The 24,430-nt window shown below is 64.1% G+C and carries 29 protein-coding genes and 1 pseudogene; 12 read left to right on the top strand and 18 right to left on the bottom strand.

From position 1 onward, the window contains the following. Positions 1–96: 96 nt before the first annotated feature. Both EPN33_12605 and EPN33_12600 read right to left on the bottom strand, forming a co-directional pair. Positions 97–840, bottom strand: a complete 744-nt coding sequence (locus EPN33_12605) for a YebC/PmpR family DNA-binding transcriptional regulator (protein TAN21454.1) — start codon at positions 838–840, stop codon at positions 97–99. Between the two features lie 28 nt (positions 841–868). Then, complete coding sequence (locus EPN33_12600; GenBank protein TAN21453.1) at positions 869–1,312, bottom strand: NUDIX domain-containing protein; 444 nt, start codon at positions 1,310–1,312, stop codon at positions 869–871. 232 nt (positions 1,313–1,544) lie between these two features. Here EPN33_12600 and EPN33_12595 point away from each other — a divergent pair. Further along, positions 1,545–1,676 (top strand): annotated as a pseudogene (locus EPN33_12595) (ATPase). A gap of 119 nt (positions 1,677–1,795) precedes the next feature. Then, positions 1,796–2,119, top strand: coding sequence for a carboxypeptidase regulatory-like domain-containing protein (locus EPN33_12590; GenBank protein ID TAN21452.1), 324 nt, complete (start codon positions 1,796–1,798; stop codon positions 2,117–2,119). Here the strand turns inward: EPN33_12590 and EPN33_12585 are convergent. From EPN33_12585 to pyrR, 3 genes are read right to left on the bottom strand one after another with little or no spacing between them, the layout of a single operon-like run. Beyond that, the gene (locus EPN33_12585) at positions 2,100–3,386 is read right to left on the bottom strand and encodes a dihydroorotase (GenBank protein TAN21451.1); all 1,287 of its coding nucleotides are present in this window, start codon (positions 3,384–3,386) and stop codon (positions 2,100–2,102) included. The two genes, EPN33_12590 and EPN33_12585, sit on opposite strands and share 20 nt — an antisense overlap. Further along, positions 3,383–4,303 carry an aspartate carbamoyltransferase catalytic subunit gene (locus tag EPN33_12580; protein ID TAN21450.1) on the bottom strand — a complete coding sequence of 307 codons (921 nt, stop codon included), beginning with the start codon at positions 4,301–4,303 and terminating at the stop codon, positions 3,383–3,385. Before EPN33_12580 ends, EPN33_12585 begins: the two co-directional genes overlap by 4 nt. A 2-nt stretch (positions 4,304–4,305) precedes the next feature. Then, positions 4,306–4,845, bottom strand: a complete 540-nt coding sequence (gene pyrR, locus EPN33_12575) for a bifunctional pyr operon transcriptional regulator/uracil phosphoribosyltransferase PyrR (GenBank protein TAN21562.1) — start codon at positions 4,843–4,845, stop codon at positions 4,306–4,308. Positions 4,846–4,923: 78 nt separating this feature from the next. Between pyrR and EPN33_12570 the strand changes: the two genes are divergently transcribed. Beyond that, the gene (locus tag EPN33_12570) at positions 4,924–6,222 is read left to right on the top strand and encodes an adenylosuccinate lyase (GenBank protein ID TAN21449.1); all 1,299 of its coding nucleotides are present in this window, start codon (positions 4,924–4,926) and stop codon (positions 6,220–6,222) included. A gap of 5 nt (positions 6,223–6,227) precedes the next feature. On the opposite strand, the gene EPN33_12565 is transcribed toward EPN33_12570, so the two are convergent. Both EPN33_12565 and EPN33_12560 read right to left on the bottom strand, forming a co-directional pair. Further along, positions 6,228–6,923: a hypothetical protein gene (locus EPN33_12565; GenBank protein TAN21448.1), complete on the bottom strand. Its 696-nt coding sequence runs from the start codon at positions 6,921–6,923 to the stop codon at positions 6,228–6,230. Continuing rightward, the gene (locus tag EPN33_12560) at positions 6,920–7,801 is read right to left on the bottom strand and encodes a thiamine phosphate synthase (GenBank protein TAN21447.1); all 882 of its coding nucleotides are present in this window, start codon (positions 7,799–7,801) and stop codon (positions 6,920–6,922) included. Before EPN33_12560 ends, EPN33_12565 begins: the two co-directional genes overlap by 4 nt. 107 nt (positions 7,802–7,908) lie before the next feature. On the opposite strand from EPN33_12560, the gene EPN33_12555 reads away from it, so the two are divergent. Next, complete coding sequence (locus tag EPN33_12555; protein ID TAN21446.1) at positions 7,909–8,214, top strand: HU family DNA-binding protein; 306 nt, start codon at positions 7,909–7,911, stop codon at positions 8,212–8,214. A 168-nt stretch (positions 8,215–8,382) separates the two neighbouring features. After that, positions 8,383–8,703, top strand: coding sequence for an RNA-binding protein (locus EPN33_12550; GenBank protein TAN21445.1), 321 nt, complete (start codon positions 8,383–8,385; stop codon positions 8,701–8,703). A 55-nt stretch (positions 8,704–8,758) separates the two neighbouring features. Here EPN33_12550 and EPN33_12545 read toward each other — a convergent pair whose 3' ends face one another. Then, positions 8,759–10,012 (bottom strand): threonine synthase, encoded by a 1,254-nt coding sequence (locus EPN33_12545; protein TAN21444.1) that lies wholly within the window; start codon positions 10,010–10,012, stop codon positions 8,759–8,761. Here EPN33_12545 and EPN33_12540 point away from each other — a divergent pair. Then, positions 10,011–11,261, top strand: coding sequence for a cation:dicarboxylase symporter family transporter (locus tag EPN33_12540; GenBank protein ID TAN21443.1), 1,251 nt, complete (start codon positions 10,011–10,013; stop codon positions 11,259–11,261). The genes EPN33_12545 and EPN33_12540 overlap by 2 nt on opposite strands. A gap of 46 nt (positions 11,262–11,307) precedes the next feature. On the opposite strand, the gene hemH is transcribed toward EPN33_12540, so the two are convergent. After that, positions 11,308–12,354, bottom strand: a complete 1,047-nt coding sequence (hemH, locus tag EPN33_12535) for a ferrochelatase (GenBank protein TAN21442.1) — start codon at positions 12,352–12,354, stop codon at positions 11,308–11,310. A gap of 10 nt (positions 12,355–12,364) precedes the next feature. Continuing rightward, positions 12,365–14,089 carry a gamma-glutamyltransferase gene (gene ggt, locus EPN33_12530; GenBank protein ID TAN21441.1) on the bottom strand — a complete coding sequence of 575 codons (1,725 nt, stop codon included), beginning with the start codon at positions 14,087–14,089 and terminating at the stop codon, positions 12,365–12,367. Positions 14,090–14,152: 63 nt separating this feature from the next. Here ggt and EPN33_12525 point away from each other — a divergent pair, with 63 nt between their 5' ends. Both EPN33_12525 and EPN33_12520 read left to right on the top strand, forming a co-directional pair. Further along, entirely contained in the window at positions 14,153–14,437 is a 285-nt protein-coding gene (locus tag EPN33_12525; protein ID TAN21440.1) for a type II toxin-antitoxin system prevent-host-death family antitoxin, read from the top strand. Continuing rightward, a complete protein-coding gene (locus EPN33_12520) occupies positions 14,412–14,861 on the top strand; it encodes a PIN domain-containing protein (protein ID TAN21439.1) in 450 nt (149 codons plus the stop codon). The genes EPN33_12525 and EPN33_12520 overlap by 26 nt, the downstream gene beginning before the upstream one ends. A gap of 135 nt (positions 14,862–14,996) precedes the next feature. Here EPN33_12520 and EPN33_12515 read toward each other — a convergent pair whose 3' ends face one another. The 3 genes from EPN33_12515 to EPN33_12505 all read right to left on the bottom strand — a co-directional run bounded on the left by EPN33_12515 (position 14,997) and on the right by EPN33_12505 (position 17,473). Beyond that, the gene (locus EPN33_12515; protein TAN21438.1) at positions 14,997–15,704 is read right to left on the bottom strand and encodes a hypothetical protein; all 708 of its coding nucleotides are present in this window, start codon (positions 15,702–15,704) and stop codon (positions 14,997–14,999) included. 162 nt (positions 15,705–15,866) lie between these two features. Continuing rightward, positions 15,867–16,448 (bottom strand): phosphoribosylglycinamide formyltransferase, encoded by a 582-nt coding sequence (locus EPN33_12510; protein ID TAN21437.1) that lies wholly within the window; start codon positions 16,446–16,448, stop codon positions 15,867–15,869. After that, a complete protein-coding gene (locus EPN33_12505) occupies positions 16,445–17,473 on the bottom strand; it encodes a phosphoribosylformylglycinamidine cyclo-ligase (GenBank protein TAN21436.1) in 1,029 nt (342 codons plus the stop codon). The genes EPN33_12510 and EPN33_12505 overlap by 4 nt, the downstream gene beginning before the upstream one ends. 26 nt (positions 17,474–17,499) lie before the next feature. Between EPN33_12505 and EPN33_12500 the strand changes: the two genes are divergently transcribed. Continuing rightward, positions 17,500–18,048, top strand: a complete 549-nt coding sequence (locus EPN33_12500) for a DUF1572 domain-containing protein (GenBank protein ID TAN21435.1) — start codon at positions 17,500–17,502, stop codon at positions 18,046–18,048. Between the two features lie 2 nt (positions 18,049–18,050). Here the strand turns inward: EPN33_12500 and EPN33_12495 are convergent, their stop codons facing one another. Beyond that, positions 18,051–18,485 (bottom strand): PIN domain-containing protein, encoded by a 435-nt coding sequence (locus EPN33_12495; protein ID TAN21434.1) that lies wholly within the window; start codon positions 18,483–18,485, stop codon positions 18,051–18,053. Further along, positions 18,457–18,708, bottom strand: coding sequence for a plasmid stabilization protein (locus tag EPN33_12490; protein TAN21433.1), 252 nt, complete (start codon positions 18,706–18,708; stop codon positions 18,457–18,459). The genes EPN33_12495 and EPN33_12490 overlap by 29 nt, the downstream gene beginning before the upstream one ends. 78 nt (positions 18,709–18,786) lie before the next feature. Between EPN33_12490 and EPN33_12485 the strand changes: the two genes are divergently transcribed. The 3 genes from EPN33_12485 to EPN33_12475 are packed head-to-tail and all read left to right on the top strand — an operon-like array spanning position 18,787 to position 20,936. Then, complete coding sequence (locus EPN33_12485) at positions 18,787–20,217, top strand: MFS transporter (protein TAN21432.1); 1,431 nt, start codon at positions 18,787–18,789, stop codon at positions 20,215–20,217. 32 nt (positions 20,218–20,249) lie between these two features. Next, positions 20,250–20,597 carry a hypothetical protein gene (locus EPN33_12480; GenBank protein TAN21431.1) on the top strand — a complete coding sequence of 116 codons (348 nt, stop codon included), beginning with the start codon at positions 20,250–20,252 and terminating at the stop codon, positions 20,595–20,597. 6 nt (positions 20,598–20,603) lie between these two features. Next, positions 20,604–20,936 carry a type II toxin-antitoxin system PemK/MazF family toxin gene (locus EPN33_12475; GenBank protein ID TAN21430.1) on the top strand — a complete coding sequence of 111 codons (333 nt, stop codon included), beginning with the start codon at positions 20,604–20,606 and terminating at the stop codon, positions 20,934–20,936. Here the strand turns inward: EPN33_12475 and EPN33_12470 are convergent, their stop codons facing one another. From EPN33_12470 to EPN33_12460, 3 genes are all read right to left on the bottom strand, one after another. Further along, the gene (locus tag EPN33_12470) at positions 20,937–22,157 is read right to left on the bottom strand and encodes an FtsX-like permease family protein (GenBank protein ID TAN21429.1); all 1,221 of its coding nucleotides are present in this window, start codon (positions 22,155–22,157) and stop codon (positions 20,937–20,939) included. 3 nt (positions 22,158–22,160) lie between these two features. Next, complete coding sequence (locus EPN33_12465; protein ID TAN21561.1) at positions 22,161–22,916, bottom strand: ABC transporter ATP-binding protein; 756 nt, start codon at positions 22,914–22,916, stop codon at positions 22,161–22,163. 74 nt (positions 22,917–22,990) lie between these two features. Further along, a complete protein-coding gene (locus tag EPN33_12460) occupies positions 22,991–24,409 on the bottom strand; it encodes an HlyD family secretion protein (GenBank protein TAN21428.1) in 1,419 nt (472 codons plus the stop codon). Positions 24,410–24,430: the final 21 nt, after the last annotated feature.

Below are 24,430 nucleotides of genomic sequence, written 5' to 3'. Positions count from 1 at the left end.
CGGCCGGGAATCGAAGCCCACACTCCAAGCGACCATCGGGAGCGACCAGGGCAATAAGTGGCGAGCCACGTTGCTGCTTGCGTGCGGCTCTAGCTCTTAGGCGCTGGCCAGTTCGGCTTCGTCCATGTCGAAGTTGGAGTAGACCTGAGTGACGTCGTCGCTTTCGTCAATGGCGTCGAGCAGCTTCACCATCTGCTCGGCGTCCTTGCCGTGCAGTTTGATGTAGTTCTGCGGGATCATGGCGACTTCGGCGTTGGCGGGCTCGATCTTCTGCTGTTTGACGGCGCTGAGGACGGAATCGAAATTTTCCGGAGCGGTCAGCACTTCCCAGCTTTCGCCGTCATCGAGCATGTCGTCCGCGCCGGCCTCAAGAACCGTCGCCATCAGATCATCTTCGGCAGCGGCGGCCTTGGGAACGGAAATCGAGCCGCGCTTCTTGAACATCCAGGCGACGCTGCCGGCCTCGCCCATGTTGCCGTTGTTCTTGCTCATCAGGTGGCGGATTTCGCTGACGGTGCGGTTGCGATTGTCGGTGGTGACATTCATCAGCACGGCCACGCCGCCCGGGCCGTAGCCTTCGAGCGAAAACTCCTCGTACACCGCGCCCGGAAGCTCGCCGGTGCCGCGCTGGATGGCGCGTTTGATGTTGTCGGCGGGCATGTTTTCCGCCTTGGCCGCCAGCACAGCGGTGCGCAGGCGGGGGTTGCTCTCGGCGTCGCCGCCGCCTTCGCGGGCGGCAATGGCAATTTCTTTGATCAGGCGGGTGAAGATTTTGCCGCGTTTGGCGTCGGTGGCAGCCTTCTTATGCTTGATCGTGGCCCATTTGGAATGTCCGGACATAGCGCGGAAGCTATTGTAGCAAAGCCTATCAGTGCACGAGAGCCAAAACCTCGTCCAGCCCCGGGACTAAGGCGTACTGCGCCAGATCGGGCCATTCGACCCAGCGCGCCTGCCGGGCATCGGTCGCGGCGTGCGGTTCGGCGCGCGTGTCCAGCGGACTGGCTTCGTACTCAACCAGTACGTAGTGATATTGGACCTGGCCCGAGGCATCCCGCACCAGGCGGTCCACGACCGTGAGCAAGCGGCCCACCGCGATCGCAATGCCGGTTTCTTCCTCCACTTCACGCGCGGCCGCGGCGCGCGTCGTCTCGCCCAGCTCGACGGCGCCGCCCGGCACGCTCCACAAACCTTCCAGCGGCGGATGGCCACGCTCGACCAGTAGCACAGCATTCCCTCTCCGCACCGTCACCCCCACCCCGACGATGGGACGCTGCGGGAACTCTCGCCCAGAGGAAGAAGCGTGATGGCTCATGCTTGCTTGACCATAGTAGCCGCCTCTTGCCGAATCTGTGTATCTTAGTCGTAGGCAGGGGCGCGAAGCACCCCCTGCTGGGAGGAATCTTGTGAACTGCCCTGCTTGCGAAGCCGACCTGGATCTGGACGAGGAACAACTGCAGGAAGGTGGCATCGTCCACTGCGAAGACTGCGGCTCTCGTTGTGAGGTCGTTAACCTGCATCCGCTGGAACTCGAAAAAGTGCAAGGCGACGACGACGACGACGATGACGAAGACGATGACGACGATTTCGACGACGATGATGACGATGACGACGATGAAGACGAGGACGAAGACGGCTATGGCGACGATGTCGACAACGACGATGAGGACGAGGAGTGAGTGGCTCGCGTAACGCGGGGGCCGGACTGGGGCTCCCGGGGCTCCCAGCCCGGCCGAGCGTTAAGCGGGTGGCGTGGCGCAGCCCCCCCCGGCCCCGCGCCCGTCAAAAGGCGCAGGCCTTGGCGGCCTTGCTGTTGACGCTGGCCGTGAGCATGGGCGCGCAGCAAGCGCCGCCGTTGGGCCGCAGTATCTACGGCACGGTGCTCAGCGCCCTGAACCAGCCCATCGCCTCCGCCATCGTGGTCCTCAAGAACATGAAGTCCAATGTGATCCACAACGTGATCACCGATGAGCGCGGCGCCTACGCCTTTCACGATCTGCAGCCCGGCGCCAGCTACCAGGTCTACGCCGAATGGCAGGGCCACCGCAGCAAAACCCGCACCGACTCGCAATATAATCCCAACCCGACGGTGCGCCTGGATCTCACAATTCCGGTGTCCTAGCGGAGTAAACCACCCGTCCGCCCACGATGGTGTAGATGGCTTTGCCGCGCAGCTTCCAGCCCGCGAAGGGTGAGTTGCGGCTGAGGGAGGCGCCCTGCGCCGGGTCATAGGTCCACGCCGCCGCGGGATCGAACACGGTGAGGTCGGCGAGGCTTCCGCTGGCGAGCGTGCCTCCGGGAAGGCCGAAGGCACGCGCCGGCGCGCTGGTGAGAGATGCGACCAGGCGCGCCAGCGACAGCTGGCCGGTTTCGACCAGGCGCAGGCCGAGCGGCAGCGCGGTTTCCAGGCCGATGATGCCGAACGGCGCGCGGTCGAACTCCTGCAGCTTCTCGTGCGCGGCGTGGGGCGCATGATCGGTGGCGAAGGCGTCGAGCGTGCCATCGGCCAGGCCGGCCACCACCGCGGCGCGGTCGGCGGCGGTGCGCAGCGGCGGGTTCATCTTGAAGTTGGTGTCGTAAGGCGTCGCATCCTCATCGCACAGGATGCAGTGATGCGGTGTGACTTCGGCGGTGACGCGCACGCCCCGCGTTTTGGCTTCGCGCAGCAGCCGGACCGAGGCCGCCGTCGAAACGTGGGCGATGTGGATGTGCGCGCCGGTTTCTTCCGCCAGCAACAGATCGCGCGCCACCATGGTGGCTTCGCTGGCGCTGCTGATGCCGCGCAGTCCCAGCCGCAGCGCCACCGCGCCGGCGTGCATCGAGCCGCCGGCGGACAAGTGCAGGTCTTCGGCATGCTCAATCACCGGCACCCCCAGCATGCTGGCATATTCCAGCGCCCGCCGCAGAATCTGGGCGTTCATCACCGGCCGGCCATCGTCGGAAAACGCCACCGCACCCGCCTCGCGCATGGCGCCCAGGCCCGCCAGGTGCTCGCCTTCGCTCCCCGCGGTGACGGCGCCGATGGGATACACGCGCGCGTGCCCGGACTCGCGCGCCCGCTGCAGCAGATAGGCCGTGCCGCCCGCATCATCATTCACCGGATTGGTGTTGGGCATGGCGCACACGGCGGTAAAGCCGCCCGCGGCGGCGGCGCGGGTGCCGCTGGCGATGGTTTCCTTGTAGGCAAAGCCGGGCTCGCGCAGATGCACGTGCAGGTCAATGAAGCCGGGCGCGATGATCAGCCCCGTGCAGTCCAGCACTCCCGGGCCGGCGGCGGCAATGTCTGTGCCCAGATCGCGGACGCGATCTCCCTGCACGACCACATCGCCGGTCTGGTCCAGCCCTTGCGCAGGATCGAACAGCCGGCCGTTCTTGAGGATCAGGTTCATCGTTTTGCACCGAGGACCGTGTGCAGCACCGCCATGCGGATGAGCACGCCATTTTCCACCTGCTCGCGGATCACCGACTGCGGCGAATCCGCCACTTCGGCGCTGATCTCCACCCCGCGGATCACCGGCCCGGGGTGCATCACCAGCGCATCCGGGCGGGCGGCGCGCAGCCGTTCGGCGGTGACGGAAAAGCGGCTGACGTATTCGGCTTCGCTGGGGAAAAAGCTCTCATGCATGCGCTCCATCTGAATGCGCAACACCATCACCACATCGGCGCCGTCGAGCGCGGGCTCAAGCTCGCCGTAGAGGCGAACGTTTTTGCCATAGGCGGCAAACTCCGGCGGCAGCAGCGTGCGCGGGCCACAGAGGCGCAGCTCGGCTCCCAGCCGTGACAGCAGCAGAATGTTCGAGCGCGCCACGCGGCTGTGCAGAATGTCGCCGATGATGGCCACCTTCAGGCCGGCGATGCTGCCGCGGTGGCGCAGAATCGTGAAGCCGTCGAGCAGCGCCTGGGTGGGATGCTCGTGCATGCCGTCGCCGGCGTTGATCACCGGCACATCGGCGTGATCGGCCACCAGCCGGGGCGCGCCGCTGGAGGCGTGGCGCATCACGATGCCGTCAATCGCCATGGCGCGCAAGGTGTAAACGGTATCCAGCAGCGACTCGCCTTTTTCAATGCTGCTGGCCTGGGCGCTGACGGAGACGGTCTCGGCCCCCAGCCGCCGCGCCGCGACTTCAAACGAGGTGCGGGTGCGCGTCGAGGCTTCGTAGAACAGCAGCAGCAGCCGCTTGCCGGTGAGCATTCGCGGCGGTGGCGTTTTCTGGAACGCGGCGGCGAGGCTGAGAAACTGCTCGATGCGAGCCAATGGCAAGCCCTCGATGCCGAGAACGTGCGCTGGTTCGGGATGAGCGTTCATGCTTAGACCGGTTCGACCAGGAGCACCCGTTCGGTGCCGTCCATCTCCTTCAGCTTCACTTCCACCATTTCGCGCGCCGTGGTTTGCACGTATTTGCCCACGAAGCTGGCCTCAATGGGCAGCTCGCGGTGGCCGCGGTCGATCAGCGCGCACAACTGCACCCGGCGCGGACGGCCGTGATCAAACAGCGCGTCGAGCGCGGCACGGATGGTGCGGCCGGTGTAGAGCACGTCATCCACCAGAATCACGTTCAGGCCATTGATGTCAAAGTCGATCTGCGAGGGTTTGACTTCGGGCTTGACGCCCACCGGCGACAGGTCGTCCCGGTACAGCGTGATGTCGAGCGTGCCGACCGGCACCGGCTTGTTCTCGATGCGGCCCGCAAGAGCGGCCAGGCGGCGCGCCAGCGGCTCGCCCCGGCGCCGGATGCCCACCAGCGCCAGCCCCTCCACGCCATTGTTCTTTTCCACAATTTCATGCGCCAGCCGCACCAGGGTGCGCTCAATCTCGGAGGCAGACATGAGTTGCGCTTTCTCGCGCAACAGAGGCATGGAGTCAGCCATAGCGAGGTTATTCTAACAGGGGACAGGGGCCAGGGGACAGGGGCCAGGCAAAACAACATGATCGCAAGGTATACACGCGCGGCGATGGGCCGCATCTGGAGCGACGAAAACCGCTTTGCGCAGTGGCTGGCGGTGGAAAAGGCCACCGCTGCCGTCGAGGCGGAAATGGGCATCATTCCCGCCGAGGCGGCACGGGAAATCGAGGCCAAGGCCGCCTGCGAACCGGAGCGCATCGCGGAGATTGAGGCCGAGGTCAAGCACGACTTGATCGCCTTCACCACCAACGTCGCCGAGCACGTGGGCCCGGCCGCGCGCTATTTTCACTACGGCCTGACCTCCAACGACACCATCGACACCGCCCAGGCGCTCCAGATGCAACAGGCCGCCCGGCTGCTGCTCGAAGACCTCGATGCTCTGGGCGCGGTATTGCGGCGGCGGGCCCGGGAGTTTGCCCACACCGTCCAGGTCGGCCGCACCCATGGCGTGCATGCCGAGCCGATCACCTTCGGACTCAAGCTCGCGCTTTGGTATAGCGAAAATGTGCGCAACATCCACCGTTTGCGCGCCGCGGCCGAAGACCTGCGCCTGGGCAAGTTGAGTGGCGCGGTCGGAACCTTTGCCCACTTGGACCCGGAGGTCGAGGCGCGCATCTGTCAACGGCTCGGGCTGAAACCCGCGCCCATCGCCAATCAGGTGATCCAACGGGAAGAGCATGCCGCCTTTCTGTGCGCCATCGCCGTGTGCGGCGCCTCGCTCGAAAAAATTGCGCTCGAAGTCCGGCACCTGCAGCGCACGGAAGTGCGCGAGGCCGAGGAGTTCTTTTCAGAAAAGCAAAAAGGGTCTTCCGCCATGCCGCACAAGCGCAATCCCGTCACCAGCGAGCAGATCTGCGGTCTGGCGCGGCTGCTGCGCTCGAACGCGCTGGCGGAGCTCGAAAACGTGGCGCTCTGGCATGAGCGCGATATCAGCCACAGTTCCGTCGAGCGGGTCGTGTTGCCGGATTCCTGCATTCTGCTCGACTACATGCTCGCCAAGACCACGAACCTGATCGATAAGCTGCTGGTCTATCCCGAACGGATGCAAAAGAATCTGGAGTCCTCGTTCGGCCTGGTCTTCAGCGGCCAGCTCTTGCTGGAGCTGGTCGAGAGCGGCATCAGCCGCGAGCAGGCCTACCGCTGGGTGCAGCGGCATGCGATGGAGAGTTGGCGGACAGGGGCCGATTTCCGCACCGCCATTGAAGCCGATCCGGAGATCCGGGCGCAGGTGAAGCCGGAGACCATTGCGGCGGCCTTCGACCTCAAACATCACCTCCGCAACGTGGATGCGATTCTGGACCGGGCGCTGGCGCAGGAATAGCGGGGTTAACGGGCTGCGTCGCCGGCCTTCACTCGCACCAGCACAAAATGGGTGCCGTCGCTTCCGGTGCGCACCGCCACATAGCGCACATCGTCTTTTGACCGCCGGAGCTGCAGGCCTTGCGTGCCGTTTTCCCAGCGCTGCTGCACCGCACCCAGCCGGCTGAGCTGCTGCTGGTAATAGTGCAGCACCTGCGCGGTCGAGGCGGGGGCCCGGAACTCAGCGACGTTCACCAGCATGGCGCCGCCGCCGCCGCGCAGCGTGACCTCGGCGCCGGGGCTGTCGAAGTGGACTCCGCGGATGCCATCGATCTCACTGAAGTCAGCGCTGTTGTCGTGGAACGGCGAATCGGCGGGGGACAGCACCTCGGTCGCCCCCGGATAAATCGTCATGTCCAGTTGGGCGAGATCGGGCTGCGGCACGACCTTGATATCGCCGAATGGCGATTGTATGCTCACCCGGGCATTTTTGCCGTCGCCTTGCACATGGAGGTTGCCGAGGGGCGATTGAATATTGGTGACCTGATTGGCGCCGCTGCCGCTGGTCACAATGTGGGTGTTGTGCACAAAGCGGCTGATGACGAACACGCCAAAGCCGACGATCACCACCAGCACAATCAGGATGCCGGCAATGACCGCCAGCCAGGCATTGTTGCGCTGGGGCGGCCGGGGAGCGGAAGGCGGGGGGTAAGAGGTGCTCATGATGGTTGGGGACCTCGCTGCGGCGCAAGCGGGTCGATCGGCACAACCGGGCCGGGCCCCGCGCCTGTCAATACTACGCGCAAATCGGCCGCCATGTTCCCGGTGGCGAACAGCCGGATGCCGGCGATCCCCGCCGCGCCCTGGGCAAGGCACTGCGCGGCGTTGCCGGGGTTTACGCCACCCAGTGCCAGCACCGGTCTACCGCACTGGGTTGCTGCACCCAACGCCTCCAGACCCAGCGGCGGCCCAAAGGCCAGCTTGGACGGAGTGGTGAAAACCGGCCCGAAGACGCAAAAGTCGGCACCTTCAGCAGTCACCACCTCGACGGCGCTATGGCAGCTCTGCACAATAAGAAACTCGGGCGGTACGAGCGGCCGCAGCCGGGACGGCGGCAGGCCGTCCGCCGGGCAGTGGACGCCATCAAAGCCGGCCGCCAGTGCTACATCCAAACGGCTGTTTACCAGCAGTTTGGGGCGGCCCGGCGGAATGGCCGCACGCAGCTTGCGGCAAAAGGCCAGTAATTCTCTCCCACTAAGCTGCTTTTCGCGAACTTGGATAAAATCTACACCCGCCCGCGCCACCTCCACCAGCCGCTCGAATCCCTCCCAGCCGGAGCCATTGCTGATGCAGTATAGCCAAGGGTGATCTAACGATCGAAGTGCGTGATTTCGCTTGCCGCTGCCCATAAATTCAACAAACCCAGTCCGCTGACGATCCCGCGCACCCAGGAGCTCAGCAGCACCAGCCGCCAGGAACTCGCTCCGCTGATGACCGCGATGGTATTGGTCCAAATCGGTGTCCAGGGCAGGGTCAGCAGAACCAGACCGACTTCGATGGTGAACACCACCAGAACCGCCTGCCACAGACTGCGTCTCCATGAGAGGGAATGCCGGGCGGCTGGCGATTCTGGATTTTCGGCCATAGAAGATTGCATGCTGCCTAATATTCTGCTATAAACCGGGTCAGTCTCCCCCTGGAGGGCATCATGAACCGTAGTGACCTGAGCTTGGCGATGGCGAGTGCCAGCGGCATTCCGCGCATGACCGCGGAGCGGGCACTGAATGCGGCACTGGCGGCGATGGCCGAGGAGCTGACGCGCGGCCAGCGTGTCACCCTGGCCGGTTTTGGCACCTTCAAGCCAGTAGCCCGCAAGGCGCGCATCGGGCGCGATCCGCGCACCGGCACACGGCTGGAGATTGCCCCCTGCAACTCCGTCCACTTTGCCGTCAGCCCCGAGTTGCGCGACGCCCTGAACCTGACCGTGCTGCGTGCCCATAGCGCCGGTGCGTAACCGGGTTCCCCCCATTGGGGTGCCCGCAACGCACCCGGAAACCGTGGTATATTGACTATGCGTTTGTCTTCTGCTCGATGCCTGTAGACCGCCGGTACGAACCTGTTCCGCTCGCCTATTCGCTATAGACCAGCCAAGTCAAATAGCTCTCTCGTTGAAGGAATTCCCTTGAAGAATATTTTTGTTGGAAATCTGTCGTTTCACACGACAGAAGCAGATTTGCGTACCGCGTTCGAACCGCACGGGGCTGTTAGCCGGGTCAGCATCATGACCGACCGCGACACCGGCCGTTCCCGTGGTTTCGGTTTCGTGGAAATGGAAGACGATCAGCAGGGCGACGCCGCCATCGCGGCGCTGAACGGCAGTGAAATCGACGGCCGGGCTCTGAATGTGAACGTTGCCCGTCCCCGTCCGGAACGCGCCGGCAACGGCGCCCGCGGTGGACGCGGCGGCTTTGGCGGCGGCGGCCGGCGCGAACAGCGCTGGTAGGGGCCTCGCGTTTCATTCATCATCAAGAGCGGCTCACCGAGCCGCTCTTTTTGTTTTACTGTAGAACGTCGAGATATTTCAGTGCGCCGCCGGTGTTGTAGAGCACCACCGTCTCGTGCGGCTGCATCCAGCCGGAAGCGTAAAGCTGGCGCGCCGCCGCCACGGTCGCGGCGCCTTCCGGCGCGGCAAAGATGCCTTCTGTCGCCGCCAGTTCGTGCACCGCTTCCAGAATCGCTTCGTCGGTTACGGCCACCGCGGTTCCGTGGCTGTCGCGCAGAATATCGAGCACAATCTTGTCCGCGTAGGGCTTGGGCACACGCAGGCCCGCAGCCAGCGTTACCGCGCCCTTCCAGGCATCGATGGCCTCGGTGCCGCGGCTAAAGGCTTTCACCACCGGCGCGCAGCCGGTGGATTGCACCGCGACCATGCGCGGACGCTTGGCGCCCATCCAGCCCAATTGCTCCAGTTCGCCAAAGCCTTTCCACATGCCAATCAGGCCCACGCCGCCGCCGGTGGGATAAAAGATCACATCCGGCACTTTCCAGCCGAGCTGCTCCACCACCTCGTAGCCCATGGTCTTTTTGCCCTCGACGCGATAGGGCTCTTTCATGGTGCTGACGTCGTACCAACCTTCGCGCTCCTGCCCCTCTTTCACCAGCCGGGCGCAGTCGCTGATCAATCCGTCCACGAGGGTGACATGCGCTCCATAAAAGTTGTACTCGGCTAAGTTGCCTTTGGGCACATCCTTGGGCGCAAAAATGTGGGCTTCCAGGCCGGCCTGGGCCGCATAGGCGGCCAGTGCGCTGCCCGCATTGCCGGCCGTCGGGATGGCAATCTTCTTGACGCCGAACTGCTTGAGCATGGTGACGGCACAGCCCAGGCCGCGCGCCTTGAAGCTGCCCGTCGGATTCAGGCCTTCATCCTTGACGTACAAGTTCTGCGCGCCCATTTTCTCACCCAGCCGGCGCGCGTGCAGCAGCGGCGTCTGGCCTTCGCCCAGCGTGACCGGCGTATCCGAGGGCATCAGCTCCTGATACTTCCACATCGAGCGTTCCGCCTGCGACCGCGCCTGCAGCTTTTCGGGATTGAGTACCTTGCCCACGGCCGCCAGGTCATAGCGAACATACAATGATCCCTGGCATTTGGGACAGACGGTTTGCGGCCGGTCCGCCGCGGCATGCTCTCCGCAGCGGCTGCATTCCAGGTGGGTAACGTAGGTCACCACAGCAGCATAGCACTGGCCCTGGCCCCTGACTCCTGGCCCCTGACCCCTGGCCCCTGGCCCCGGTTCCCTGTACCCTAGGCCCATGCGCCGTCTGACGCTTACGCATTGGATTTTCATCGCGCTGGTCGGGGGGGTGGGGATCGGCGCTTTGTGGCCGCACTTCGGTATGGCGTTGAGCCCGCTGGAGGTGATTTTTCTCCGGCTGATCAAGATGATCGTGGGCCCGCTGATCTTCGCCACGCTGGTAGTCGGCATCGCCGGACATGGCGAACTCAAGGGCCTGGGCCGCATCGCCGTCAAAGCCATTGTTTTTTTTGAGGTGGTCACCACCTGCGCGCTGGTGCTGGGATTGCTGGCGGTGAACTGGCTCAAGCCCGGCGCCGGCGCCACGCTCGGCGGCGCGGCCGCGAGCGGAACCGTACTGGGGGGCGGGGGCGTGCATCCCGGCCTGCTGGACAGCCTGATTCTGCATACCTTCCCGCAAAGCTTCGCCCAGGCGCTGGCCAACGGCGAAGTCCTGCAGGTAGTGGTGTTCAGCGTGCTGTTTGCCATTGCGCTGGTGATGGCGGGCGCCGAAGAAGGCCAGCCCGCGCACGTGGTGCTGCGCTTTTGCGAGGGCTTGATGAAGATCATGTTCAAGCTCACCGAAATCGTGATGTGGACGGCGCCCTTCGGCGTGTTGGGCGCCGTCGCCGCCAGTATCGGCAAGCAAGGGCTGGGGGTGCTGGTGCCACTGGCCGAGCTGGTAGCTACGCTCTACGGGGCGCTGGCGGTGTTCCTGGTGGTCGTGTTCGGTGCGACCATCGTGCTTTTCCGGGTACCCTTGGCCCGCTTCTGGGCCGCCATCAAGGAGCCGACGCTGATTGGCTTTTCCACTTCGAGTTCAGAAGCGGCACTGCCCAGCGCACTCGAGAACATGGAAGCCATGGGCGTTTCCCGCCGTATCGTCGGCTTCGTGATTCCGACCGGCTACAGCTTCAACCTGACGGGAACGACCCTGTACCTGAGCCTGGCGGCGATGTTCATCGCCCAGGCGGCGCACATGCACATGAGCCTGGGCCAGCAAATCTTCATGCTGCTGACGCTGATGCTGACCAGCAAAGGCGTCGCCGGCGTATCGCGCGCGGCGATTGTGGTGCTGGCCGCCACCGCTGCGACCTTTGGCTTGCCACTGTCGGGCGTGGCGCTGCTGCTGGGCGTCGATCAGTTTCTGGACATGGGCCGCACCGCCGTCAATGTAATCGGCAACTGCCTGGCCGCGGCAGTAGTGGCCCGCTGGGAAGGCGAAACCCTCGCCGCCCCCACCGAACTAGCCGCCGCCACTCGCGGCTGATAGCTGATGGCCAACCGTCAGCGAACCCCTCGGCGCCCCCAGCAAACTACCGGCCGCTAGTCACCACGGATGGTTGATAGCTGACAACTGGCGGCTTCTTCGTCAGACAGCAGCCCTCATAGCAGCCATCGGGCCAAACACCGCAGCGCCCAACCCCTCGGCGCACGCGCTCGGGATCACACCGCTCGAGAATGAGTTCCCGCAGCAGACTGGCAAACGCCGGATGGTCTCCCGGCGTCTTCACGCGCACCATCGGCACGCCCAGCGTATCCGCCTTTTGCCGTACCTCGCGGTCCAAGTCGTAGACCACTTCCATGTGGTCGGAAAGAAAGCCCAGCGGCACGACGGCCACGCCTGGCACGGCGCGCTTGGCGCAAGCGATCAACACGGATTCCACCGTGGGTTCCAGCCAGGGATCTTCCGGCCGGCCGCTGCGGCTCTGAAAGGCGAGATGGTAGCGCGCCTGGCCATTGGCGGTGGCAATCAGCCGCGCCGCTTCCTGCAACTGCTCCCTATAGGGCGCGACCGCCGCCATGGTTTCCGGAATGCTATGCGCCGTGAAGATGATTTCACTGCCTGAGGGGAGCTGCTCCAGCGCGTCCTGCACGCGTTCGATCCAGATCGCCAGGTATTCGGGGTGATTGTAGAACAGCCGGATTTTGTCGATCTGCGGTGCGGCCTTGCCCAGTGCCGCCGCGACTATGCCCCGTGCGCGCTCGATATCCTCGCGGTACTGCTGGCAGCCGGAATAAGAGCCGAACGCCGAAGTCACCACCGCCAGCGCGCGCCCGATTCCGTCCTGCGCCATCTTGCGCAGCGTGGCTTCCAGCATCGGATGCCAGTTGCGGTTACCGATGTAAACCGGCAGGCGCGGACCTTTCAGGTCCAGCTCGTTTTGCAGATGCGCCGCCATGGCGCGCGTGGCTTCCACGATCGGGCTGCGGCCGCCCATGGCGCAATAGTGCTCGGCAATTTCCTGCCGCCGCTGCGCGGGCACATTCCGGCCGCGCAGAACGTTTTCCAGGAACGGCAGCACGTCTTCGAGCTTCTCCGGCCCGCCGAAGGAAACCAGTACCACCGCGTCATATTGCATGGGTTATATCTTAACGGCTGGCGCCCCCACCTTTCACTACTGCCAGCGGCGGTTGCGGGATCGCTTCGCCGTCTTTGCGCGGATCCGAGGCGCCGTATTTTACTCCGGTTGTCGAATCGAACATGACCGCTTGACCGCCGCCCACGCGATCGCTGTACTCGTTGCCGACGGTAATATGGTCGCCCTTGGCCGTAAGGGTATCGATCACGCTCTTGGGTGCGCGGTCTTCGATGAAGAAATGACAGCCGCCAAAGGTGTGGTTCGTGAAGCGCGGTGCTTCCATTGCGGCCTGAATGTTCATGCCGTAGTCGGCAATGTCGCTGACGTACTGCGCATGCGCCTGAGCCTGGTTCAGGCCGCCCATGATGCCGAAGCCAATGTGCAGGTCTCCTTTTTGCATGAACGCCGGAATCAACGTGTGGAAGGGACGTTTATGGCCGGCGAGCTCATCCGGATGACCGGGCGTGAGCACGAATAAGGCACCGCGATCCTGCAGCATGATGCCGTAATGATCGACCACCACGCCGGAGCCAAACTCATCGTACAAGCTCTGAATCAGCGAGACGATATTGCCCTGCGCGTCAATCGCGGTCAGATAGACGGTGTCGGCGTTGAAGCGCGCGGCATCGCCGGGAGGATAGCTGCAGTTCGCCTGATTCATGTGGATGAGCTTGGCGCGCTGCGCGCCGTAGACTTTGGAGATCAGCCCGGAAACCGGAATTTTGGCGAAGCGTGGGTCGCCGTCATAGCGCCGCAGGTCGGAATAGGCCAGCTTCATCGCTTCTGTTTTGACGTACCAGGTCTTGGGATTGGCAAAGCCCCATTGCGCCAGCGGAAACTGGCCGAAAATGTTGAGCATTTCGAGTGCGCCAAAGCCCTGCGTGTTGGGCGGAAGCTCGTAGACCTGCCAGCCATGGTAGGTAGTCGAAATCGGCGCGACCCACTCCGGGCGAAAAGTGGACAGATCCGCCGCGCTCATCACGCCGCCCAGCCGCTTCGACGTTGCCAGAATCGCCTTGGCGATCGGGCCATCATAAAAGGCGTCCGGTCCCTCGTCGGCGACCAGGCGCAGCGCCCGGGCATATTCGGGATTGCGGAAAACCTGGCCCACCTGCGGCGTCTGACCGTCGATCAAAAAGACGCGCCGGCCATTCACGTCCGCGGCGAGCTTGCGCTGCTGCGGTTTCCATGCGCTGGCGATCCACTCCGTGACCGGGTAGCCGTGCTCGGCATAGTAAATCGCCGGCTGAAACAGCGCTTTCCAGGGCAGCTTGCCGTAACGCGCATGCAGCGCCTCCCAGCCGCGCACCGCACCTGGCACCGTGACCGCGTCGATCCCGGACATGGGCATGCGCTGGTCGCCTTTGGATTCGAGATAGGCGGGCGTAAGTTTTTCCGGCGACCAGCCGCTGGCGTTCAGACCTGCGAGCTTGCCCGTTTTCGCGTTCCACACCATGGCGAACAGGTCGCCGCCCATGCCGTTCATCATGGGTTCGACCACCCCCAGTGTGGCGTTGGCCGCGATCGCGGCGTCGGCGGCCGAGCCGCCCTCGGCAAGAATTTGCGCGCCGGCTTGCGCTGCCAGTGACTGGCTGGCCGCGACGATGCCCAGGCGGCTGATCACCATCGAGCGCGCCTGCTTACGGCCCGGGAGCTTAGGATTGTTCGGAATTTGCGCCAGCAACAAACCGGCTGCCGCCACCAGCATCAGGAAAAGGCGAAATAGAGACCGCATGCGCGCAGTGTAGGCGAAACCGCATTGCAGCTACAAGTGGCTGCATGAGGGTACAATAGCCCTATGGCCACCTCGGTCGGTATCCGGGAATTGAAAAACAAGCTCAGCGCCTACGTGCGCCGCAGCGAGGCGGGTGAAATCATCGAAATTACGGCTCATGGCCGAACCGTAGCGCGCCTCTTTCCGCCCGCCTCTGCGCAGGCTCCCGGCATGGGTTACGACGCGCTAGTGGCGGCCGGCCAAATCATCCCGCCGCGCGATCCCCATGCAAGGATTCGCTGGCCAAACATTCACCTTCCGCCAGGAACCGCGGCAGCCCTGATTGACGAAGATCGAGATGAGCGCTGAGCCACAGCACCGGACCGATTACATCGAGAGCAGTGCTCTCGTCGCTGCCTTTCTAGAGGGCGACGCGCAGGCCCGCTCCATCATTTTCGGGTCAGGGCAAATTATCTCGTCATCACTGACCTTGGCAGAGGCCGAACGCGCGCTCACTCGCGCCAAAACCACCGGACGCATCACCTCCGGCGAAGAGGCGGAATTCGCACTGGCTCTCTGGGATTTTTCACAACGCTGTTCCATGATGCCCGTGAGCCAGCTCATCCTCGGCAGAGTCGGGGCGCCTTTTCCGGCAGAGCCGGTTCGAACCCTGGATGCGATCCACTTGGTTACGGCGCAGACGTTGGGTTTGCCACCGCAACTGGTGCGGATTCTGACCCGTGATCGTCGCGTCCGCGCCAACGCGCTCGCCCTCGGCTTCCAGGTTGCCTGAGGGGACAGGACGGCGGCAAACAGCAGGCTCAACAGGCTGCCCGCACCGCCCTAAGCAACTCGGTAGCGCTCGCGAAAAGCCGTGCAAACACTTGTTGGCGGCTATGGTCGTTCATTCCAAGTCGCTCAGCGACCTTCAGAAAATTCTCGCCTTTGCATGCGCGACGCCTGTGGAGCGGAGCGCTTGGAGATCGCGGAGGAACTGGATGTGCATCGCTGGATCAGCAATTTTCTTGCACTTCAGAAACGCCTCCAGCTTGCCGATGCTTTTCTGTTCCTCGACCTTGGGAATGAATTCAGCCAGCTTGCTCTCGTTTAGCGAATCGATGAGCACTTTTGTGAGATAACCCACCTGCTCGTCAAATTCGCTCTGCTCTTCCGTCGCCGGGATGTGCAGAGATGTCAGGCAGTGCTGGTCGGCATGGGCCAGCGGCCTGAACAGGTCCCAGCCGTTATTCTTATGCCACTCCTTCTGAAACGCTTCGAACTCTTGCCTAAATACCAGGTCTGGCATCGTGGGTTGTGCGAACTCGGCCAGGAAACTGCGTTTGATGGCCGTGCCGCTCATTGGGCCCGGCGGGGCGATATCGAAGGTTTGCCAGTGCCCGCGTTCTGATTCAGGCAGGCATTGGCCCAGATCGCCCAAGTAGGCAGCGATGTAGTTCGACTGGTCATTGTCAATTGGCAGACCCGCGATTCGTGCGTTGGGGACAAGACAGGCGATGACGGTGGAGTTGGTCTCCGGTGACTTTGCATTCCAGAAAGCTTCGATGTCGATGCCGGTTCCCGCTCGTGCGATGTATTGAGCGCACTCGTCAATTGCACTCGCGATTAGATCGGCCATCCACGCATTATAGACCGCCATAATGAGCGAGTTGGCGGGCTGGGCGGCAGGCTCTGGCAAGCTCCCGCTCCGAACTTTCGGCACATCGCAACCCTACAATTACGCCGACACTCCCGCACCGCGTCCAAAACCGAGAGCGCCGCCGGCTCTGCGAGCAAGCCGCTAAATAGCCACCACGCGGCGATCCTGGAGACGATAGGTGCCGATGGCGACGCGGCGAATGGCTGCGGGGTAGAGCTTGTGCTCTTCGACGAGAATGCGTGCCGCGAGCGAAGCGGCGTCGTCGGTATCGAGCACCGGGACGACCGCCTGCAGAATAATTGGCCCGCCGTCGAGCGTCTCATCGACGAAGTGCACGGTGCAGCCGGAAAACTTTACGCCGCCATCGATGGCCTGCTGTTGGGCATCTAGTCCCGGAAATGACGGCAGCAGCGAAGGATGGATGTTGAGAATGCGGTTGGGAAAGGCCCGCAGAAAATAGCCGCTCAGCAGGCGCATGTAGCCCGCCAGACATACCAGCTCGACGCCCGCCTCGCGGAGCTTGGCCACCACCTCGCGGTCGTACTCCTCGCGCTCGCGGCCGGCGCTCGCCAGCGCGCAGGTCGCCAGGCCTTGCTCGCGCGCCCAGATCAGCCCCGGCGCCTGCGGGCGGTTACTCAGCACCAGCGCAATCTGCTCCGGAAACGCCGCCGCAATCGCCTGCAGATTCGATCCGCGTCCGGAAATCAGCACCCCAAGCTTCATGCCTTCCACACCACCCGCCGGCCGCCAGTAACGATGCGCCCAATGCGCAGCACCGGCTCGCCCTTGCGCTGGAGGTAACGCGCAAAGGCCGCAGCATCCGCTGCGCGCACTACCGCGATCATGCCGATACCGAGATTGAAGGTCCGTCGCATGTCCGCCAGCGGCACCTCGCCGAGCCGCTGCAAAAGCTGAAACAGGGGCGGCCACGTCCAGCTCGCGGCGTCGATTTCTGCGGCGCAGATCTTGGGCAGAATGCGGGGTAAGTTGCCCGGAATCCCACCGCCGGTAATGTGGGCCAGGCCACGCAGCCGTGGCAGCCAGGGCCGCAACAGCGGCAAGTAACTGCGGTGCTCCGCCAGCAGCACCTCGCCCAGGCTCGCTCTGCCCACCTCTTTGAGCCGCGTGCTCGGGCGATACCCCGCTTGCTCGAACAGAATTTTCCGCGCTAGCGCATAGCCGTTGGTGTGCAGGCCGGCCGAGCGCAGCCCGAACAGGATGTCGCCGGGCCGAATGGCGGCGCCGGTCAACAGCGTGCGTCTTTCGGCCACACCTACGATGCAGCCGGCCAGGTCATATTCGTTCGCCGCGTAGAAGCCGGGCATTTCGGCAGTTTCGCCGCCCAGCAGCACGCAGCCATTTTCGCGGCAGCCACGGCTTAGCCCTTCGACCAGTGCAGCCACGGTCGACGGCTGCATGCGGCCCAGCGCGATGTAGTCCAGGAAAAACAGCGGCCGCGCGCCCTGCACCAGAATGTCGTTGACGCAATGGTTCACCAGATCACGGCCGACGGTATTGTGAATGCCGGTTTGAAAAGCCAGCTTGAGCTTGGTCCCGACTCCATCCATGCTCGCCACCAGCACCGGTTCGCGCAGGCCGCGCGGAAGCTGGAACAGGCCGCCGAAGCTGCCAATCTCGGCCAGCACCTGCCGGTTGAAGGTGGCGCGTGCCAGCCGGGCAATCTGCTTTTTAGCGCGATCAGCGGCAGCGATGGAAACACCCGCAGCGGCGTAGGTTTGGCGAGGCATGGAAACACAAATTCTACAATGAAAGCATGGCTCTCGAATTCACCGCCTCCTGCCTTGCCGACGCCACCAGCCTGTTCCATTACTACAAAACCATGGGCGAGCGCGCCTTCGCCCAGCTCAGCGACGCACAGCTCACCGCGGCGCTCGACCCGGAGATGAACTCCATCGCCCAGATCGTGAAGCACCTGGCCGGCAATATGCGCTCCCGCTGGCAAGGCTTTCCCGACGCGGACGGCGAAAAACCCGACCGCAACCGCGACAGCGAGTTTGAAGCGCCGCCGCAAACCCGCGCCGCGATGATCGCCCTGTGGGAGACAGGCTGGAATTATGTCTTCGACGCCCTGACCCCGCTCACCGATGGCGATATGGCGCGCGCCGTCACCATCCGCGGCGAAAAGCACTCCATCACCCAGGCCGTCCATCGCCAGCTTGCCCACTACGCCTACCACGTCGGCCAAATCGTGTTTCTCGCCAAGCACTTGCAGGGCGCCGCCTGGCAGAGCCTGAGCATCCCGCGCGGCAAATCCGCCGACTTCACCCGCCGCGTCCAGTCCGGCGAAACCAGCCAGCGCTAAAGTTACGAACCGGCGAGCAGGCAGAGAGCGCCGCGCGCTGCGAGCGCTCGGTCGAGGGTTACGACCAGTCCGTCTGCCGCATCCGCTGTGGCAAGCATCCAGGCATCAGCCCACATCTTTGGCGAGGCGGATCGGTCGCGGGTGTGTTGCCGGAACTGCCGCTCCACCAATCGGGGTTCGGCAATAAATGCCACCCGGTCATCGGAATAAAATCGGTCGTACACGCGCCAGGCTTCCCGCATGGTGAGCGGTTTGCCGTCCATGGCGGCCGCCGTCGTTGTGAGGCGTAGAAATCCGAGCTGCGAAAGCCGGCAGAAGGCAATGGTGCCGCGCTCACGCTCCCACCAGTTCCGCGCGACAGCCGCGTGGACATGCTCCGGTGTGGCAATTGCCAACCAGACGTTTAGATCAGGGAAGCTCAACGAGCTCATAGGCATCCTGGTTGCTCAGCCCGATGCGCCGGCCAGCGGGACGGATCAATGGAGGATCGAGTCGCAGACGGTGCGCTGGGCGAGCCGGCCGCGCTTCGTCCACGGCGCGTTCTACGCCGGCCAGGATTAATTCACGCGCCGAGCAGCCACGCCGTGCCGCCGCTTCCCGAATGCGCCGGTGGAGGTCGAAGGGCAAGTCTAGCGAGGTGCGTACGGTCTCGGGCTTCATTCCATTATTTTGGCTGCCCGACTTAAATAAGTCAAACAGCGTCGCGCCGCGCCTTCTCAAAGCGTAGGGCCTCACTGGGTGCAACGGCGGCTACACTGGGCACATCATGAAGGATCGCCCGGGCATCGTCGCGCGTGGGGGCTTTACGCAGCTTGTCGTACCGGAGGGCGGCCTGTGCCACGGCGAAAATTGACTCCATCTCTACAGCCGAGTAGGCACCAGCATGATATATTCCGTTCCCGGCGCGTGGCTTGGGCCGGTGGCATCGGCAATGTGCTGGAGTGGTACGACTTCGGCCTCTACGGCCTGCTGGCGCCGGTGCTGGCGGCGCTGTTTTTCCCCTCGCAAAGCGCCTGGGTGGGACTGCTGGAGGTGTACGGCGGCTTCGCCGCAGGCTTTGCCATGCGGCCCCTGGGCGCCTGGGTGCTGGGCCATTGGGGCGACCGGCGCGGACGGCGCTACGTCATGGTCGCCTCGGTGCTCCTGATGGGCGCCGCCACCGTGGCGATGGGCCTGGTGCCCACCTATGCGGCCATTGGCGTCTGGGCGCCGATCCTGTTGATTACCATTCGGCTGTTTCAGGGGTTCTCGGTTGGCGGCGAATTTGTCGGCTCCGTCACCTACCTCGTCGAAGCGGCCGCACCGCGCCGGCGTGGCTGGGCCGGCAGTATCGCCAATCTGGGCTCGACTGGCGGTATGCTGCTCGCCGCAGGCGTTGCCGCGCTGGCGGCGAGCTGGGCTGGTCCCGTGGTACTCGCGGCCTGGGCCTGGCGGGCTCCGTTTATTGCCGGCGGCGTGCTGGCGCTCGCCGGCTATTGGCTCCGTCGCGGTCTGCCGGAGATGCTTCCCGCAGCCAGCAAGCAGAACAAACCTGCCGCCGCTCCCCTGGCGCAGGCGCTGCGCCGCGCGCCGCGGACCATGCTGCTGGCCACTTTGTTCAGTTCCGGCTACGGCATCGCCGATTACCTGACGATGGTTTATCTGCCTACCTACGCCCACACATTTGGACACCTGTCGCAGGCCTTCGTGCTGCGCGTCAACACCGCCGGGCAAGCCTTGGCGCTCGCCGTGGTGCCGCTGGCAGGCTGGCTGACTGACTGGGCCTTGCGCCGCCGCACGTTGCTGGCCGCAGCCTTCTTCCTCGAGGCGGCCATCGCCTGGAGCGCCTTTGCGCTCGCACGCCAGGGTCCGGCCGAGCTCTGGCTAGCACAACTGCTGTTCGCCGGCCTGCTGGCTCTGGTGATGGGTGCCGGACCGGCCATGCTGGCAGAACAATTTGCGCCCGAGTTCCGTGTTTCCGGTCATGCCGTGGCGTTTAACGTGGGCATTGGCATGGCAGGCGGGACCGCGCCGCTGGTTGCCGTCGCCCTCACTCACGGCGTCGGAACCCCGATGGCGGCTGCGGCTTACCTGATCTTTGCGGCTCTGCTCGCCGCCGTTTCCATCCTGTTGTTGCCCGACCGCAGCCGCGAAGAGCTGCTGGTAGATCCCCACTCCTGGCCGGTTTGAGACTAGCTATGCGCATAGCTACGCTAGAAGCTATGGCGTGCATAGATCCGCATAGCGTCGTGGCTCCCCAGCGCCATATTTCTGCCGTCGAGGTGCTCTACGACGGAGGACCGGGCGGGTACGCGCTGGCACGGCTCGTTTGGGACGGTGAAGAAGAAGTCGGAATCCGGTGGAACGGGTCGCCGGGCGAACCCGGTATGGGCAATCCGCAGTCCCGCGCTCGCCCGACCTGGTTTCTGCTGCCGCGCGAGATGGCCCAACCGGCGATCGATCTGGCTGAACAGAACAATACCGCAATACCGCGCTGGCGGCGGGCTATCGCGCCATGGCGGCAGATCCGGAGCGCGAAGCCGAGGCTTGGGAATGGACCGAGGGATTAATCGGCGATGGTACCCGTCAGGCGCGGTGACATCTGGTGGGTCAGCTTCGATGCCGCGCAGGGCGGTGGGGTGCGCAAGACGCGTCCGGCCGTGGTTATCAGCAACAATATAAGCAACACAATTCTCAACCGGGTGGTGGTGGTCCCGCTGAGCCGCCAAACCGAAAAGATTTATCCCAGCGAGGCCAAAGTCAATGCCGCTGGAGTCGAGGCCAAAGCCATGGCCGACCAGATAACCTCCGCCGCAAAAACGCGGTTGCTACGGCTCGGTCGCCTGGAAAACGCGGATCTCCGTGGCGTGGAGCAAGCGATTTTGCTGCACTTGGGCATACACCGCTGACTATTCGAATCGTAGCGCCTCGATGGGGTCGAGGCGGGCAGCCTTTTTCGCCGGGTAGAAGCCGAAGAAGATGCCAATGCCTGCGGAAAATACCGCCGCCACAACAATCGAGGCCGGCGAAATATCCACCGGCCACTGGGCGATGGCCGAGATCACCCACGAGGTGCCCAGGCCAAAAAAGATCCCAATCGCGCCGCCCGCCAGCGCCAGCACCAGCGCCTCGATCAAAAACTGCCGCTGCACGTCGGCTTCCGTCGCGCCCACGGCCATGCGAATGCCAATTTCGCGCGTGCGCTCGGTAACCGATACCAGCATGATGTTCATGATCCCGATGCCGCCGACCAGCAGCGACACGCTGGCGATCGAAGCCAGCAGGATGGTCATGATCTGCGCGCTCTCGTTGGCGACATCCGCATAAGCGGCGAGATTCATCACCGCGAAATCATCTGGCTGGCCGGGACGGATGCGGTGCCGGCTGCGCAGCAGGTCGGTGATCTGCTGCTGCGCCGCCGCGGTCGCCTGGTTGGAGACCGCCGAGACAGCAATGTTGCTCAGCCAGTAATTGCCGGTGATTTTCCGGTTGAGCGTGGTGTAGGGCACGTAGACGTTGTCGTCCTGGTCCTGCCCCATGCCGCTTTGACCTTTGGCGATGAGCGTGCCCACGACCTTGAAAGGCAAGTTCTTGATGCGGATGGCTTTGCCCACCGGGTCGGCGCCGTCGGGGAACAGATTGTTCACCACCGTCGCGCCCAGCACAGCCACGTTGTTGGCGTCGGTAACGTCCGGTTCGGTGAAGGTCGAGCCCTGATCGAACTGCCAGGCGCGGATGTCGAAGTAGCTGGGCTCGGTGCCGGTGATGTGCGTGCCCCAGTTGTTGGCGTTGTACACCACTTGCTCGCTGGCGGTCGCGCCCGCGGCCGCCGCCCGCACCGCCGGCACCTGCGCCAGAATGGCTTGTTCATCCGCATAGGTCAGGGTCTTGGTCTGCCCCCAGCCCAAATGCACCGCTCCCGCCTGGCGGCTGCCCGACTGCACGTAGAGCAAATTGCTGCCCATGGCCTGGATACGGGCCTGCACCTGTTCGCTGGCGCCCTGACCCACGCCCACCATGGCGATCACCGCCCCCACGCCGATGATGATGCCCAGCATGGTGAGGATGGAGCGCATTTTGTTGCGTGTCAGCGCCACCAGGGCGACGCGCAGTACGGAGACGAGATCCATAATTCAGTCCTCGGCTTCCCCCTCCTCTTCGGCGCCATTTTCCGGCAGCTTCTGGAGTTCTTCTGCGGCATCGGCGGGATGCGCCACCGGCTCATCGCGGCGGATACGGCCATCTTTGAAATACACAATGCGCGCGGCGAATTGGGCGATGTCAGGCTCGTGCGTCACCAGCACGATGGTGATGCCGTGCTCGCGGTTGAGCTTCTGGAAAATGGCCATGATCTCGATGCTGGTGCGGCTGTCGAGATTGCCCGTAGGCTCGTCGGCCAGCAGCAGCGAAGGCCCATTCATCAGCGCCCGGGCAATGGCCACGCGCTGCTGCTGTCCGCCGGAGAGCTGGCTGGGGTAGTGGTCCTCGCGCTCCGCCAGGCCGACGATGCGCAACACCTCGCGCGCGCGCTCCTTGCGCTCGGCAAGAGGCATGCGGGCGTAGAGCGCCGGCAGCTCGACGTTCTCGAGCGCCGTCGTGCGACTCAGCAGATTGAAGCCCTGAAAGACAAAGCCGATCTTGCGGTTGCGGATATGGGCCATCTCGGTCTTGTCGAGGGTCGAGACATCGACACCGTCGAGCTTGTATGAGCCGCGCGTGGGTCGATCCAGACCGCCGATGACATTCATGAACGTGCTTTTGCCGCCGCCGGACGCGCCCATGATGGCCACGAACTCGCCCTTGTGGATCACAATATCCACCCCGCGCAGCGCGGGCACCTGCACCTCGCCGAGATCGTAGATCTTGTGGACGCCGGCCACCGCAATCACAGGAATCGCCTGCGCCTCGCCGGCGAATATCACTTCCGTGCTGGTCAGGACTTCGTTCACGGTCTTACCCTCCGTTAGCGGCCCGGGCGTCCGCCGCCCGCGCCCGGCAGGCCGCTGGCCGTCTTCGCCAGCTCGCCGGTCACCACCTTGTCGCCGGCTTTCAGTTGTCCTTGCAGCACCTGCGTGACGGCGGTGTGGGTGAAATCGGTGATTCCGGTGCGCACCTTGACCGGAACCAGCTTGTGGTTGGCGTCCAGCGTCCAGAGAATCGCCGTGGTGGGACGGTTAGTCTGTCCACCGGCCACCTGCGGATGCGTGGCGTGCTGGCCTGGCGCGTGCGCCCCCGCCGCGGGTTTCGCCTGCGGCGCGCCGTTGCCGCTATCCTGCATGCCGTACTGCCCCAGCAGCGTGCGCAATTGAACCGGCGTCAGGCTGGGCTTGAAGCGCAGCGCCGAATTGGGCACTTCCAGCGTGTTCAGGGCGCTGGCCACGGGAATGTTCACGTAGGCGGTCATGCCGGGGAACAGCTTCTGGCCGGAATTCTTGAACTCAATAATGGTGTCGTACTCGACCACGTTCTGCACCGTGGTGGCGTTCATGCGCAATTGCTTCACCACGCCGCGATACGAGGTATCCGGATAAGCATCCACCGTGAACGTCGCCGGGTCGCCAACTTTGAGGCGGCCTTCGTCGCTCTCGTCGGTCTGCATGTAGACCCACATCGTATCCAGATCGGTCGCTTCGCTGAACAGCAGCGGCGCCGAAAACGAGCTGGCGACCGTCTGGCCGGCATCGACCGCGCGGTTGATGATCACGCCGTCGACCGGGGCGTAAATATTGCAGTAACCGAGATTGGTTTCCGCGGTGGTGACCTGGCTTTGTTTGCCTTTGGCCGCAGCCTGAGCGGACTTGAGCGCCGCTTCCGTCTGCGCCAGGCCCGCCTGCGCGCTGGAGTGCGCGGCCTGATCGGTCTGAAAGGTGGCGACATCGGTATCACGCTGGGCCGCGGACACAATGCCCTGTTGGTACAGGCTCACGCTGCGGTCGCGCTGCAACGTCGCCTGCTGCAGCGCGGCCTGGGCTTGCTCGATTTTGGCCTTGGCATCCTGTACGTTGGCCTGCGCCACGCCTACCTGCGCTTGGGCGTTGGCGAGATCGGCCTTGGCGGCCGCCAGCGCATTCTCGTAGGGCGTCGGGTCGATCTGCGCGATCAACTCGCCCTTCTTGACCCTGGAGTTGAAGTCCACGTTGATCTTGGTGATCCGGCCCGACACCTGCGCGCCAATCGAGACGGTGTTGATCGGGTTGACCACCCCAGTTGCCTGCACTACGGAAGTAATGTTGCCGGTCCGCACCGCCGCCGTGAAATACGTCGGCGCCGATGAGCGGTTGGCGACCAGTACAATGGCCACGATAATCACCACCACTACCGCTGCCAGAACCTGGAAGCTGCGCGCATGCAGCAAGGAGCGTGGGTGCTTTTCGGTTGCCATTTCTCTGCCTTCACTTCTGAG

The sequence above is a fragment of the Acidobacteriota bacterium genome (assembly GCA_004299485.1).
Lineage (GTDB): Bacteria > Acidobacteriota > Terriglobia > Terriglobales > SCQP01 > SCQP01.
The sequence above is the reverse complement of the archived record's forward strand: the minus strand, read 5'-3'. Positions and strand labels throughout refer to the sequence as shown.

Coding starts and splice junctions, on each gene's coding strand:
- EPN33_12605 (TAN21454.1), bottom strand. CDS start 840: ATGTCCGGACATTCCAAATGGGCCACGATCAAGCATAAGAAGGCTGCC.
- EPN33_12600 (TAN21453.1), bottom strand. CDS start 1,312: ATGAGCCATCACGCTTCTTCCTCTGGGCGAGAGTTCCCGCAGCGTCCC.
- EPN33_12585 (TAN21451.1), bottom strand. CDS start 3,386: ATGAACCTGATCCTCAAGAACGGCCGGCTGTTCGATCCTGCGCAAGGG.
- EPN33_12580 (TAN21450.1), bottom strand. CDS start 4,303: ATGAACGCTCATCCCGAACCAGCGCACGTTCTCGGCATCGAGGGCTTG.
- EPN33_12570 (TAN21449.1), top strand. CDS start 4,924: ATGATCGCAAGGTATACACGCGCGGCGATGGGCCGCATCTGGAGCGAC.
- EPN33_12565 (TAN21448.1), bottom strand. CDS start 6,923: ATGAGCACCTCTTACCCCCCGCCTTCCGCTCCCCGGCCGCCCCAGCGC.
- EPN33_12560 (TAN21447.1), bottom strand. CDS start 7,801: ATGGAGACGCAGTCTGTGGCAGGCGGTTCTGGTGGTGTTCACCATCGA.
- EPN33_12555 (TAN21446.1), top strand. CDS start 7,909: ATGAACCGTAGTGACCTGAGCTTGGCGATGGCGAGTGCCAGCGGCATT.
- EPN33_12540 (TAN21443.1), top strand. CDS start 10,011: ATGCGCCGTCTGACGCTTACGCATTGGATTTTCATCGCGCTGGTCGGG.
- EPN33_12545 (TAN21444.1), bottom strand. CDS start 10,012: ATGGGCCTAGGGTACAGGGAACCGGGGCCAGGGGCCAGGGGTCAGGGG.
- hemH (TAN21442.1), bottom strand. CDS start 12,354: ATGCAATATGACGCGGTGGTACTGGTTTCCTTCGGCGGGCCGGAGAAG.
- ggt (TAN21441.1), bottom strand. CDS start 14,089: ATGCGGTCTCTATTTCGCCTTTTCCTGATGCTGGTGGCGGCAGCCGGT.
- EPN33_12525 (TAN21440.1), top strand. CDS start 14,153: ATGGCCACCTCGGTCGGTATCCGGGAATTGAAAAACAAGCTCAGCGCC.
- EPN33_12515 (TAN21438.1), bottom strand. CDS start 15,704: ATGGCCGATCTAATCGCGAGTGCAATTGACGAGTGCGCTCAATACATC.
- EPN33_12510 (TAN21437.1), bottom strand. CDS start 16,448: ATGAAGCTTGGGGTGCTGATTTCCGGACGCGGATCGAATCTGCAGGCG.
- EPN33_12505 (TAN21436.1), bottom strand. CDS start 17,473: ATGCCTCGCCAAACCTACGCCGCTGCGGGTGTTTCCATCGCTGCCGCT.
- EPN33_12500 (TAN21435.1), top strand. CDS start 17,500: ATGGCTCTCGAATTCACCGCCTCCTGCCTTGCCGACGCCACCAGCCTG.
- EPN33_12495 (TAN21434.1), bottom strand. CDS start 18,485: ATGCCTATGAGCTCGTTGAGCTTCCCTGATCTAAACGTCTGGTTGGCA.
- EPN33_12490 (TAN21433.1), bottom strand. CDS start 18,708: ATGAAGCCCGAGACCGTACGCACCTCGCTAGACTTGCCCTTCGACCTC.
- EPN33_12480 (TAN21431.1), top strand. CDS start 20,250: ATGGCGTGCATAGATCCGCATAGCGTCGTGGCTCCCCAGCGCCATATT.
- EPN33_12475 (TAN21430.1), top strand. CDS start 20,604: ATGGTACCCGTCAGGCGCGGTGACATCTGGTGGGTCAGCTTCGATGCC.
- EPN33_12470 (TAN21429.1), bottom strand. CDS start 22,157: ATGGATCTCGTCTCCGTACTGCGCGTCGCCCTGGTGGCGCTGACACGC.
- EPN33_12460 (TAN21428.1), bottom strand. CDS start 24,409: ATGGCAACCGAAAAGCACCCACGCTCCTTGCTGCATGCGCGCAGCTTC.